We start from the raw sequence: 13,641 nt of genomic DNA, 5'->3' as shown, positions 1-13,641 counted from the left end.
ATTAGCCACCTATTAATACAGTAGGGTTGCCAACTACAATTTTTCCGCCGTGGGAGCTATCATCACCCATTCGAGCTGCGGGTTTACCGTTAATTTTTACGCTACCAGATCCTGACTTTATGCTGTCGGGTGGGCCAACACATACTAACATATCGCCTTTACGTGCCGCGGGCATTCCACCTATTAATACATTAGCAGAGCCAACCACAACAGGGCCGCCAACATGAGGGACTGTACCTGTTGTTTTAGGGCATACATGCATATGACCAATTGTAGCTGCGGGCTTACCCATAAAGACTCCTTGTCTTATTTACTTTTTAACAATAAACCTAATCAAATAAAGGAATAATTAATAACTTACTTTGAGCAACTAAACCCGATAACGTATCAATTAATTCCGCTTTATTATAATCAGAAATAGATACAGAGCTTTGCAAAGCATATTGATACAAAGCGGCTATAACATCTTCACTATTTAATGCGTTATGTAAATTACTTAAAAACTGATTAGCGTAATAACCGTTCATCGCTTTTAAATGCGTTAATGCAGGATTTAGCAACGGATCATCAGGCCTATTTATTGGCAAACAAATTAAATGAGGTAATCCATAACGACAATATACAACATGTCCATTATTATTAACTCCGTTTCTATACCCTGAGTAAAAGCTATTTATTATTTCCATAATTGCACTAATTTAATTTAATCATACCGGCAGATAAAGTAATGGCACTACCATCAACTTTAACATTACTGCCTTTAATATCTATATTAGTGCCTTCTATAGTTATATTACCGCTACTGCTCATTTTAATTTGTGCAGAGCCAGTTTTAATTACTATTTCGTCACCCGCCTCAATATTAAGTGTTTTACCCACTTTTAATGTGTCGTTTTCACCTATATCATCACTGCGGTTTTTAGCCACTTTAAGGGTTTCATTATTGCCAATATCAACTTTTCGATCGTTGCCAATTTCAATATTATGGTCATGATCTGTTTTGTCGTTTTGGTCATTTTTTACGTAAAGCTGTTTGTCTTTTTCTGCTTGAATATAAACAAGTTCGCTGCCTTTTTTATCTTCAAACCTTAGCTCATTAAAGTTATCAGCCCCGCCTTCTTTAGTAGAGCGTGTTTTGATACCACTTTGTGTTTTTTCGCCAGGTAATGCGTACGGAGGCATTAAATCTGCATTGTAAACAGCGCCACTAATAATAGGTTGATCTGGGTCGCCATTTATAAAGTCTACTAGTACTTCTTGGCCAACTCGTGGGAAGAAAAACGCCCCCCACTTTTTACCCGCCCAGTTTTGCGCTACACGGATCCAGCATGAGCTTTTTGAATCCTTTTTGCCTTCTCGGTCCCAATCAAACTGCACTTTTACGCGCCCGTATTGATCAATCATTATCTCATCAGCGCTATCGCCAGTAACAATTGCAGTTTGTACACCGCTAATTACCGGTTTTTTCTTATTTATTTGTGCTCTGTAAGGGATTTCTTTTGGGACACATTCAAAATGATTTGAATAAACTTCCTCTACCGATGACTGTTGCGAACCAGATTGGTTAGGCACTGTAATTGAGGTCATCATAGAGGTTATGACAAATGTTTTACCCTCAAGGCGTGGGTCTTCGTGCTTTTTAAAGCTAAAGAGTTTACCCACAGTGAATGAGCGACAGTCACTACGACCACTAGAAAGCTTCATGTCTCGCTGTAATGACTCAAGCTGAACAGATGCTAAGTTAGCTGCGCGCGGGTGGCATTCTTGCTCGCCTGTGTATTCAAAAATTTCTGATACTGATTGCGTCGGGAGCTCTGGGTTTGCTTGCTCTCCGTCTGGATAACGTGATGGCTGTTTAAAATCGTAACCAACGCGTTTAAAGCTGCCAGGTGCAATGCTTAAACCACCCTGCCAACGCGATACGTGTGATTCGCTTAAATGGCCAGTTGAATAAACAACTTTCGCTTCGTCACATACCTCGTATGCAGTTATATCATCTGCAAGTACCAGTGTGTGGTTGCTATTGGTGTGCTCAAAAAAGTAAAAAATACCTTCTTGTTGAAAAAGTCGTTGGATAAAGTCAAAGTCTGACTCTTGATACTGAACGCAGTACTCATATTTAGGGTATGTTTTACTGGTTTTATCACTAAAGGCAACATTATGCTGACCAAATAAGTCAGCAAAAATTTCTTTAATAGTTTTCTTTTGAAAAATTCGGCTGTTTTTACGATTGCGCATTGATGCTGCAAACGGGACGATAGTTGCTTGGTAATCTATATAGTTTTTTTGTTCTTCTACATCAGCTGTGCGGCTACCATTTGATACTAAGTGACTTACTATTCCGTGATAGTAACGCTCACCACCGCCTTGAGCATTTTTTACTTTAATAGATACAGGCTTACCTACTAAATCTTCGTGCGCTATTTGTTTACCAATCGTGTACATATTGGCAGACATAACAAATAAATCTGACATTGCCTCTTGGGCAACAAATCGGGTTAAATAGAGGGCATCTTTACCAGCAGGGGTGCTAATTTGAATTACGTTATTATCTTGTGTTGCTTGTTGCATTCCTTGCCTTTCCCATCCTAAAGATCAAAAAAAGCTCTGAGCAAAAGCCCAGAGCCATTATAAGGTAACAAAAATTACATTTGTTGACCTTTAACACCGCTGTAACCGTATACAAGTGGAGCAGTAATGTTATTTTTGTCGTCTGTTGGAGTAACAGTCATCATCATTTCTGTGTAGCTGATAGTGATTGTTTCAATAGGACGATCGTTTTGAACTGATACAGAGTAGCTAGAAATCATTGCATCTGTAAGTTCGATTTTCATGATTTCTTCAACTTTATCACCTTGTTTAGTGATATGGAAAATAGCTGGAAGGCCTTTACCAATAGTTGCTTCTTTGAAAAGATCCGGAGATGCTTTATCTTGAAGTTTAGTGATAGTTACATCGCCAAGACGAGTAGAGCTAGACTCACGGTCCATTGCTGTACCAGTTGCTGCACTAATTTCACGGCTTACGTTCCAATCTAAAGATAATACTGTGATTAAATCTTTGAAAGATTCAGCTGTAGTTTCGCCTTTGATTGAACCGTATTTTAAATATGTATTTGCTTGCATTTGATAATGCTCCTTTTAATTAAACAATGTTATCCATTTAGACTGGATTATTTACTTTGGTTTCCCAAAAATTCCTTTGAAATCATTATCTTTAATACAGCAATGAAAAGGCCTTCAGATTCCTTTCCTTAGATGAAGACAATGTCTCAAAATTCCATGTAGTGATTTAAGGCAACAAAATTATAATACCCTAAAAATAAAGAAACAACCTTAATAGAGAGTTAATTTAAATAAACTTTAATTTAACTCAATATCAAATTCATTATCTTTTACAGCCAACTTTATACTATTTATTTCTTTATCATCAATCATGCTTGAAAGTAAAACTTCAGATAATAAAGGCAATAATTTATTTTGCAAAATAGTGTGTATGTTCCTAGCACCGGACCCTGCATTTTGGCAATTATCAATAATATATTCTATTACGTCACTTTCATATTTAAGCTCAGCGTCGTAATGCTTATTAACGCGTTTTACAATTTTCGCTATTTGTAATGAGGCAATTTCTGAAAGAATATCGTCACTTAGAGGGATGTACGGAATTACATTAATACGACCTAAAAAAGCAGGCTTAAATGATGCGAGTAAATCATCTTGTAATGCTTTTAATAAGCCTTTAATACTTGGCTTACTTTCTTCGTCTTCAAATAAGCTCATAGTGGTATCAGTACCCACATTTGAGGTCATAATTATAATTGTATTTTTGAAGTCGATATCACGGCCTTCACCGTCTTTTATTGTACCTTTATCAAACACTTGATAAAAAATATCTTGTACACCAGGGTGTGCTTTTTCCATTTCATCAAGCAGTACTACGCTGTATGGTTTTCTTCTTACGGCTTCGGTTAATATGCCACCTTCGCCATAGCCTACATAACCAGGAGGTGAACCAAGCAGTAGCGACACTTTATGCTCTTCTTTAAACTCAGACATATTAATAACAGTGACATTCTCTTCACTGCCGTACACCTCCTGCGCTAGCGATAGTGCAGTCTCAGTTTTACCTACACCACTTGGGCCTGCCAGCATAAAAATGCCATTAGGTCGGCTTTCATCTGCTAGTTGAGCGCGAGATGTTTGCACTACTTTAGCGATTAAATCTAACGCGTGATCTTGCCCTACTACGCGTTTTTTCATTTCCTGTGCAAGGTTTAAAATGCCATGTATTTCATCTTCGTGCATTTTACCTACAGGGATGCCAGTCCAATCTGATATAACCTGTGCAATAAGCTCTTCATCCACTTGCCAATGAACCATATTATGTTCAAAAGCAGTTAACTTTTCTTTGCTCTGCTTAAGGTTGGCTAAAATTTCATCTGATGAATTTTCTTGATCTGAGTTAATAGACTCGAGTGCCTTATTAAGCTCAGCAACAATTTCTTTTTCTACTTTAAATTGCTCTGTTAATGGCGCTAACTGCTCTTCAGTAGTTACAAGTTCAGTTTTAAGTGTATCTAATTGCACTGAATGATCTAAACCTGTTTTTTGTTCACGGTGTAGCATCTGCACTTGTGTTTCTATTTCACTTAAACGATTTACAAGTTGCTCTATAGTGTTTGGTGTAGATGCTTGGCTCATTGCCACCCGTGCGCAGGCAGTATCTAATAATGCCACGGCTTTATCGGGTAATTGCCTTGCCGTAATATAGCGATGCGATAAGTGCACTGCACTTTCAAGAGCCTGCTCAGATATAAACACTTTATGGTGTTTTTCCATCACAGGTACTAAACCACGTAACATAGCCACGGTTTTTTCTGGCGTTGGCTCTTCTACTTTCACCACTTGGAAACGACGTGTTAGCGCAGCATCCTTTTCAAAAAACTTTTTATATTCAGCCCACGTTGTAGCAGCAATGGTTCTAAGCTCGCCACGGGCTAGTGCTGGTTTTAATAAGTTAGCAGCATCGTTTTGGCCTGCGGCTCCACCGCTACCAATCATCGTATGAGCTTCATCAATAAATAAAATAACTGGATTAACTGAATTTTTCACTTCGTTAATTAATGATTTAAGACGATTTTCAAACTCGCCTTTCATGCCAGCGCCAGCTTGTAATAGTGCTAAATCTAAGCTGTGAATTTTCACATTCTGCAGCACAGCCGGTACATCTTTTTGTGCGATTCTTAAAGCTAAGCCTTCAACTACAGCTGTTTTACCTACACCCGCTTCACCGGTTAAAATTGGGTTGTTTTGACGACGCCTAGTTAAAATATCTACCATTTGGCGAATTTCGAAGTCGCGGCCCAAAATAGGATCTATTTTTCCGGCTTTTGCTTGCGCCGTTAAATCAACAGTAAACTGATCAAGGCTCGGTGTTTTAGAGTTTGTAGCCGATTGGCTAGCCGTGCTTTGTACTGAGTGATTACGCTCTTGCGATTGAGCGACTATTTCTGGCCATGCATGGAGTAACTGCCCTGGCTCTATTTTATTAAATAACTTACTACAGCGTGTTACCAAGCTCGACAAGGTATCGTCTTTTACAAGCGTATAAATAACGTAGGCACTGCGAATTTGGTTATCAGTAAACTCAATACTGGTACTTAACCAAGATTGCTTTAATAGACTCGTAACATGCACAGATAAACTAGGTGATGACTCGCTACCGGTTTTAAACGCTTCTAGAGATTGATTTAAGTCTTGTTTTACTTTTTCTATATCAATGTCAAAAGAGCCAAAAATAAGCCTAACGTCATCTAGTTGCTGCTCAATCATGGCAAGTAACCAGTGTTCAAGCTCCACTGTAAAGTGGCTTCTGCTATTACAAATTGCAACCGCCGCCTCTAGGCTTTTTCTGCAATCAGGGCTTAGTTTTTCAACTAATTTATTGAGTGTCATCGAAGACATACAGTGTTCCTTTTAATTTTAATTATCCCTTAAACGATAACTTAGTAGGGTTAGATTTTGATTTGTTATTTTGTACCGCTAAAAAAGAATTTGCGCCTAATTGGCAGTCATTCTTAGCCAGCTGAGCGGCGCCTAAATGCTGAAAGTCAGTTTCAATAACTAAGCGGAACTGAATTGAATTTCCAACGTAGTCTTTCGTAATTTTATTTGCTAGTTCAAACAAAGCCCCTTTTGGTAAAAGAAGTTTTGCTTTTTTTGGATCGTTTGATTTTATATGCACTTCAATATTAGAAGAGACATCCCAAACCTTTTTACCTAGCATGGTATCTACACCTAACTGAGCATGCTGCCCTTCAAATAGTACTTGGCTTGCAAGACGAGTTTGCTCTTGTTGGTGAAGTTCATGCCATTGACCAACCATTTGTTTTATTTTCACTTCGCAGCCAAGGTATGAACTGAGCACACTTTGTAAATCAAATGCATTGCGAATTTTTCGGCTGTACAGACCCGAAAAATGCAACTGATGTTCATTATAGTCACCACTTAGGAGCCCCAAAATTTTGGTATATGGGTCTTTATTTTTGTCATTGTTTACATGGTTTAATGAAGGCTTGTATTTTTTCCAAGCTCGGTAATACAAAGAGATCAGACGGTGATTAAACATGTCGTAGAAATCGCGCATGGTCGTGTCTTTATAGCGCAGCCTTTGCATAACCAGTTCACTATAAAATTGCGGTAATGCACCAGAGCAGCCAGTTAACCCCATAAATGAAACCTGCATATTGACCTTGTGCAAACCATCTTCAAAGCCAGTTTCTTCTAATTTGGTAATTGCATTTCCCGGGTAGCCAAACTTTTGCGTTGCTGTAAATTTTATTAGTTCTTGCTTTGGGTTGCTATCGTAACCTACGTGGCGATAATCTAAACCACGCTTTTTAAGCTGGTTTTCAATAATGAAAACCGCTTTATAAAAATCGACTTGAGAAGCTTGAGCCATCAGTTGCTTTATCATAGTAATGGTCTATCACCTACGCGTGCAGGCCACTGATAATATATTTGCTCTTGCTCTTTTAAACGCAAGCTCAAACGTGTGTAACTATTTATAGCGGCAAACTGGGCAAAGAAATGATCCAATACAGCTGCAAAAAAGAACATGCCACTACCCGAAAAGTCATCGTTAGCAAAAGTAATTTCTATTTCGCTGCCAGTTACAAAACTTACCCTGCCTTTTTGAATAACACGTGCAGTTGCAGGCTCAATACTAACGCGATATATATTATCTATAAGGCCTTTGGTTTGAGGCGATGCTCTAAAGTCATATAGACGAAGTACTTCTTTTAATTTATTACACGCATCTTCACCACTAAAAGTATCAAGCGTTAAATGGTTAACAAGCTGCCAGCGCGTTGCATCAGCTAATACGGGTCTCACTGCATGCGTAAAAGGCGCTAAACAACGAATTTTTTTAATCACATCGCCGCGTTCTGGCATCAGCAACCCAAGCTCATCGTCGCCAAATGGCATACTTGCAGGTAAATTACGGTTACTGCAATGTGCGCGTACAATCAGTACAGAGTTACCTTCACCATACTCCATCGCACTATTTTCAAATTTTGCATCTACCAATGACATAAATGTCTCGGTCCCAGACTCTACATATCCGCCCGCCCACGACGCTGTCTCTCTTCTTATATGCCAAAATAAATCTTCATGACCTTGATAATTTGGGTGAGTTTGTCCATAAAATGGTGCAACGACTTGTTTATTACCTTTGTGATCAAACGCTATAACTTCTGAAATACCAATTACTTCTGAAATTTCTGAGTCCATATAACGTGGTGCAAGTTGATACTCGTATTCGCTTATTTCAGGGCGAATTGGCTCAAGCTCTTGTTCGAATAAGTTAATTATTGGCGTGCATCCGAGCAAAAACATATCCTCATCAACCTGTTTTTCAAGCTCACTTGATTCGGTATCAAGGTATATATAAATATCACATTTGTTGGAGTTTTTAGGCAATGCATCACGTATACCTTCAAGTTCAAAAAAACGAAACTTCTCAGGAAAGGTGAAGTTTTCAACCAGTAATCGATACCCGGCAGCAGAGCGCTGAGAGTAAGGGACAACGGATTCGTGTGCTTCAAACCCGACCGCTTTTAATTGGTTTTTTGATAAATATTTGATGCCTTCTTCGCCATTATCTACGGCTAAACCAATGCTGTGTTTAAATAAAAGTTCATAAACTTTAAGAGTATGGTGCCATTGCCCGTTTATATATACACGAAGTTTTTCTAACCCCGTTTCAGCAAGTGATACCCCCTTATATTCACCAGTAAGCTCTAACTTAAATATAGACTTTGCCTTTTCATGCCAACGCGGCTTAGGGGCAACAAAAGGACTGTTATCAAACTGGGCTTTCGTAATTTCAATGGGCCAAAGGTAGGTTTCGTAACAGGTTTGAAACTTACATTGCTTCATTGAATCCACGTTAGTTTCAACCTCACTTGCTCTTGGAATTACAACACCTGCGGTTGAAAGGTTTTCGGCTTCTAGTTTTACTATCGACATAGAAGGGATAGGTGCTTGGTAATCTGGGAGCATTTGACCTAACAAAGCATCTGTTAATTCAGGAAAACTGTCATCTAGCTTTTGCCTAATATTGGCAGTTAAAAATGCAAACGATTCAATAAGTCGTGATACATGAGGGTCTTCAACATGATCTTCACTGAGCTTTAAGCGACCTGCTACTTTTGGGTATTTTTCAGCAAAGTCTTTACCTAAATGACGCACAAATGCTAATTCACGATTGTAATACTTTAATAATTCATCGTTCATAATGATGCCTCAATAATCTTCATACCTAAATTCACAGGCTCTACTTCTGAATCAAAGCTTATAAATTCTGGCTCAGGATCAGCGTATAAGAGCGCATTAATACGCAAGTTTAAAACGCGGTTAACCGGCACTTCCTCATCAGTAAATACTTCAACTTCTAAAAATCGTGGCTCAAATTTTAAAATAGTGTTTTTAACTGTCTCGCATAGCAGTGCTCGGCCTTCATGCGAACTGACCGACATACTTGAAAAATCAGGTAAACCGTACGTTAAACACGATGTAGCAAGCTCACTATATTGTGCAGGCCACGTATGCCATTGTATTCGGGCATTGAGCAGCGCTTCTATGTCTCTTCGCACATTTTTGCGTAGCTCACTTATTGTGATCCCTTCGGTACGCGATGGGGCATCTTGAAAGTCAGGCTCATCATCAATGAGCCTATCTAAAATTGATGCTTGAAGCTGCTGCTTATGTTCTATCATTATTGCTCAAATATAAATTATGCTGCTTCTACAGCATTAATTTTTAAATTAGGAATTGTGATGGCTTCATCATTCACAAACAGCATTTTCATGCCTTTTCCAATAATAAATTCATCTTTTAGTTCAACCCAATCCGTGACCTGACCTAATTTTTCTAGATCCGATTCAGCATTGGCATAGACAAGCGGTAAGTGCGCTGTACCTGAAGGGCCTTCTTTAATCGTTATTTCAACGCGCAGCCAAATACTTTCTAAAACTGAACTTACAGGCTCTACTTTTATCGACTCAATTTCATTAAAATTTGCCAAGTAGAATTCACCATTTGTGCCTAGTACCTCTAAATAAGGGTTTAATGTATCGTCCAAGTCGCGTGCCACAGACTCTGCATCACTTAACGTCTTAACTCTTAAAGCTTCCATTTGCGCAGAAAGCTCAGCTGCTTCGCCTATGTCGCCCTCTAGCAATGCAACATGCATTTTTAAAAACAATGTGTCTATTTCATCAGCATCATGAAATAATTTAGGGATCCCTTTACCTTGGTAAAAGTCTATTCGTGATTGCTGAGCACGGATCAAATGTCTAAGATTTACAGCACCGACAGCAAACTCAGGATTCTTTTGAACCATAAAGTCGAGTTGTTTATCTGCTTTTTCTAGATCACCATTGATGCAAAGTAATTCTGCATAGATACTTCTTATGTCAAAATTCAAAGGCTCATCTTGAAGCTCTGTAGCACATAAAGAGAGTGCTTCAGTTAGTTTTCCCTCGCGAATCGAGCTATGTATTTTCTTCATGGTTATTCCTTTATTTTGTGGTGAGGACTGAGCTCTGTTATTAATTTAATGCTCGAGACCATTTGATCTAATTGAAAATGGGGTTGTAATTGTAAAACAGAAAAAAAATGACCTGGGTTTGCTTTGTTTTCACTTACTTTAATACGCGCATTACTCAGTGGGTATTTACTTCTGATTTGCTCTGATGCAGAGTCTGACGCGGTTGTATAATTGTTGATCCATGACTGTAGGTCACGTTCGCACGCATGGGCATTTATGTAGGAGCCCACTCTGTCCCGTGCTAATATTTTTAAATAATGTGCAAAACGAGATACGCATAAAATGTACTGCAACATAGATGAAAGGCGCGCATTAATGTTAGCTGCACTAGATTCGTAATTTTTTGCTTTTTGGACCGAGGCGTTGCTATAAAAAACAATATGTTCAGTATTGGTTACTGATGAGGCTGGAATAAAACCAAGTTCAGAAAACTGTTTTTCAAATTTGCTTGTCACTAATAAATCGAGTGGTGGTTTTGCTTCTTTTTGGTATGTATCATTTGCAAAACTATCTTTGGCGAGGCCTGTAACTAGCCCTTTTGACACTTTTCCTGGCTCTATGCCTCTAATATGCCCAAACCAGCCACTATCACAGTACGCTCTAACTATTGTTGATACAAACTGAAACGCAGCGTTACCCCATAGCATATCTGTTTCGGGGTTTTTAATTTGTTCTTTAAAATAAAAATCTTGATGGCGTTTACCATCGTTGCTGTAAGGTGCTCTTACTAAAACATGTGGCAACGTTAAACCAACAAAGCGCGCCTCTTCCATTTCTCTAAAGCTTTGCCATTTTACATATTCAGGCTGTTCAAATTGATTAAATAAATCTGCGTAATACCCAAGATCAGAAAAACTATCTGCGCCAAAGAGATTAGGAGATGCTGAACATATAAAGGGAGAAAATGCGGCTGCTGCGGTACGCGAGATTTCTTTAATAGTATCAATGTCGTTATAAATAGTGCCATTAGAAGGCATATTACTAATTTCGTAGTCGCCAATTACCACACCAAAAGGCTCACCACCGGCACTATCAAATTCACTTTGATAAAGTAACTGAAAAAAGTAACTTTGGTCGAAATCTATTGCTTTGCTGACATCCTTAGAGAGGGTTGCCCAATCACAGTTTAATACTTTTATTTTTACTTTATTTTCTTTGTCGTATTGTTCTGTTTGAAGGGTTAACCACCATAGATTACGCCAGCTAGCCTCTATCTTTTGAAAGCGCGCATCATGAATAATACTATTTAGTTGCTGAGAAATTAATTGATCGAGTTCAACAATAATTCGTTGTAAGTAAGGACCAAGCGATTCTTTGGTCCAAGAAATGGGAGAATCAGAAGAGCCTTCAAGCCACAATAACAGTGCCTTATCTAAGTTTTTCTCGTTTAAAAACCTATCAAGCAAAGCATCATTATCGCTAATTCTAGACTGCGACTTTTGATGAAAAGCGTAGTCTTGATTTATAAATGAAAACTCTTCGTGATTCATTTTACTGCATTATCCTTAACGCTAAAGATTAGTTAATTAACCAATCTCTGGAATTTTAGCTACAAGACGTAATGAAGAAGTAAGCTCTTCCATTTGTAGCCAAGGTCTTAACCATGCCACTGCGTTATAAGCACCTGGCTGACCTGGTATTTCTTTAACTGATACTTTCGCATCGGCTAACGGGTAGCGTGCTCTGATATCTTGACCACCGCCCTCTGTCGCATTTACATACGATAGAATCCAACGGTTTAGCCATGATTCAACATCTTCTGCTTCCATAAAGCTACCAATTTTATCGCGCGCCATCACTTTTAAGTAATGTGCAAAACGAGATGTAGCCATTAAATAGGGTAAGCGTGCTGAAATAGCAGCATTAGCCGTCGCGTCAGGCGTTGAATATACTTGCGGTTTTTGACAGCTTTGGCCACCAAAGAAAACGGCATAATCAGTATTTTTGTAGTGACATAAAGGTAAGAAACCAAGTTTACTAAGCTCTGCTTCACGACGGTCTGTTATACCAATTTCCGTTGGGCATTTAAGATCCGGATCGCCATCATCACTTGTGAAAATATGCGTTGGTAAACCTTCAACTTTCCCGCCGCCTTCAGCACCACGTATTGCAGTACAAAAGCCGTATTGTGAAAACGCTTTGGTCATATTAGTAGCCATTGCGTAAGCAGCATTACTCCAGCAGTAGTCGCTATTATCAGTACTTACTGAACGGCCTGCTTTTGGTTCAACTTCAAACTCTTCAAAGTTAAACTCTTCTACAGGTTTAGAAGCAGCACCGTAAGGTAAACGTGATAAGAAACGAGGCATAGTTAGCGATACAAAACGCGAATCATCGCTGTCTCTGAACGAGCGCCATTTTGTGTACTCTAATGATTCAAACACTTTTTCTAGGTCACGAGGCTTAGTTAATTCTTCCCAGTTATCAAAGCCAAATAAAGACGGAGAAGAAGCTGCAATAAATGGACAGAAGCCAGCCGCTGCCACATTCGACATTAAGCTTAACGTTTCAACATCTTCTGGGTGGTTAGTAAATTCAAAGTCACCCACAATGGTGCCATAAGGTTCGCCACCTGGTGTACCAAATTCAGACTCGTAAATCTTTTTAAATGTTTGGCTTTGATCAAATTCAACAGCTTTGCTTAAATCTTTATGTAGTTCTTTTTTCTTCATGTTTAAAACACGAATTTTAAGCGTTGAGCTTGTTTCAGAGTTCATTACAAGGTGGTGTAACCCACGCCAAGAACCTTCTAACTTTTGAAACTCGTCGCTGTGCATAACAACACTAAGCTGCTTTGATATTTTCTGATCGATTAATTGAATTGCTTCATTAAACGTCACAGTCATGTTTTTATTCCATTGAACTGTGCCTTTTAATGCCTCTTCAGTTAACGTTTTAAGTAGCTCTTCTGCACGACTTGCATCAGTTTGCTTAGTGGCGCCAATTGCTTGCTCTAGTAACGATGAGCTTGCCTCAGCTGTTGACTCTAATTCAGTACTTAGTTGCTCTGCACTCATTTTTCAGTCTCCTCTAGCTTAAGTTCCTTAGCAATAGAATCAAGGCTTGAAGTATTACTTAATACTTCTTCTAAAACATTTTCTAGCTCTTCTGAGCGGTCAATCTTGGTCATTAGATCGCGTAATTTATTACGTGTTTCCATTAGCTTACGCAATGGTTCAACCTGATTAACAACCGCAGCTGGCTCAAAGTCATCGATTGATTTAAAGCTAAGGTTAACCTCAAATTGAGAGTCATCATCACTCAGTGTATTTTCTACAACGAGTTTTAACGAAGGGCTCATGCGTTTTAAAACATCATTAAAGTTTTCACGATCAATTTGAATAAAGCGTCTATCTTTTAACGGCTTTAGTGCTTCAGTGTTATCACCTGAAAAATCACCCATTACACCAACAACAAATGGTAATTCTTTTTTTACCGCAGTTCCTTCAGTTTCAACATCATAAGTGATGTGAACGCGAGGCTTACGTACTCGTTTTAATTTATCATGGATACTCATAGAGAACT

The 13,641-nt window shown here is 38.7% G+C and carries 12 protein-coding genes; all 12 read right to left on the bottom strand.

The window, feature by feature from the left end:
- Nucleotide 1 precedes the first annotated feature (1 nt).
- The 12 genes from CWC17_RS06590 to tssB all read right to left on the bottom strand — a co-directional run bounded on the left by CWC17_RS06590 (nucleotide 2) and on the right by tssB (nucleotide 13,633).
- Entirely contained in the window at nucleotides 2–292 is a 291-nt protein-coding gene (locus tag CWC17_RS06590; RefSeq protein ID WP_055015739.1) for a PAAR domain-containing protein, read from the bottom strand.
- Nucleotides 293–329: 37 nt separating this feature from the next.
- Complete coding sequence (locus CWC17_RS06585; RefSeq protein WP_138541750.1) at nucleotides 330–686, bottom strand: hypothetical protein; 357 nt, start codon at nucleotides 684–686, stop codon at nucleotides 330–332.
- 7 nt (nucleotides 687–693) lie between these two features.
- Complete coding sequence (locus CWC17_RS06580; RefSeq protein ID WP_055018323.1) at nucleotides 694–2,571, bottom strand: type VI secretion system Vgr family protein; 1,878 nt, start codon at nucleotides 2,569–2,571, stop codon at nucleotides 694–696.
- Between the two features lie 74 nt (nucleotides 2,572–2,645).
- Nucleotides 2,646–3,125, bottom strand: a complete 480-nt coding sequence (locus CWC17_RS06575; protein WP_024032870.1) for an Hcp family type VI secretion system effector — start codon at nucleotides 3,123–3,125, stop codon at nucleotides 2,646–2,648.
- A gap of 237 nt (nucleotides 3,126–3,362) precedes the next feature.
- Nucleotides 3,363–5,966: a type VI secretion system ATPase TssH gene (tssH, locus tag CWC17_RS06570; protein WP_138612402.1), complete on the bottom strand. Its 2,604-nt coding sequence runs from the start codon at nucleotides 5,964–5,966 to the stop codon at nucleotides 3,363–3,365.
- A 22-nt stretch (nucleotides 5,967–5,988) separates the two neighbouring features.
- Nucleotides 5,989–6,978 (bottom strand): type VI secretion system baseplate subunit TssG, encoded by a 990-nt coding sequence (gene tssG, locus CWC17_RS06565; protein WP_138612401.1) that lies wholly within the window; start codon nucleotides 6,976–6,978, stop codon nucleotides 5,989–5,991.
- Complete coding sequence (gene tssF / locus CWC17_RS06560) at nucleotides 6,975–8,801, bottom strand: type VI secretion system baseplate subunit TssF (protein ID WP_138612400.1); 1,827 nt, start codon at nucleotides 8,799–8,801, stop codon at nucleotides 6,975–6,977. The genes tssG and tssF overlap by 4 nt, the downstream gene beginning before the upstream one ends.
- Nucleotides 8,798–9,283: a type VI secretion system baseplate subunit TssE gene (tssE, locus tag CWC17_RS06555; protein ID WP_138612399.1), complete on the bottom strand. Its 486-nt coding sequence runs from the start codon at nucleotides 9,281–9,283 to the stop codon at nucleotides 8,798–8,800. The genes tssF and tssE overlap by 4 nt, the downstream gene beginning before the upstream one ends.
- Nucleotides 9,284–9,300: 17 nt before the next feature.
- Entirely contained in the window at nucleotides 9,301–10,077 is a 777-nt protein-coding gene (locus tag CWC17_RS06550; protein ID WP_138541754.1) for a type VI secretion system accessory protein TagJ, read from the bottom strand.
- A 2-nt stretch (nucleotides 10,078–10,079) separates the two neighbouring features.
- Nucleotides 10,080–11,606, bottom strand: coding sequence for a type VI secretion system contractile sheath large subunit (gene tssC / locus CWC17_RS06545; RefSeq protein WP_055018329.1), 1,527 nt, complete (start codon nucleotides 11,604–11,606; stop codon nucleotides 10,080–10,082).
- A 36-nt stretch (nucleotides 11,607–11,642) separates the two neighbouring features.
- Entirely contained in the window at nucleotides 11,643–13,133 is a 1,491-nt protein-coding gene (tssC, locus tag CWC17_RS06540; RefSeq protein ID WP_055018330.1) for a type VI secretion system contractile sheath large subunit, read from the bottom strand.
- The gene (tssB, locus tag CWC17_RS06535) at nucleotides 13,130–13,633 is read right to left on the bottom strand and encodes a type VI secretion system contractile sheath small subunit (RefSeq protein WP_055018331.1); all 504 of its coding nucleotides are present in this window, start codon (nucleotides 13,631–13,633) and stop codon (nucleotides 13,130–13,132) included. Before tssB ends, tssC (CWC17_RS06540) begins: the two co-directional genes overlap by 4 nt.
- Nucleotides 13,634–13,641 lie beyond the last annotated feature (8 nt).

Source organism: Pseudoalteromonas sp. S3785, assembly GCF_005887365.1.
Classification (GTDB): Bacteria; Pseudomonadota; Gammaproteobacteria; order Enterobacterales; family Alteromonadaceae; genus Pseudoalteromonas.
This window is presented reverse-complemented; position numbering and strand designations above follow the sequence as displayed.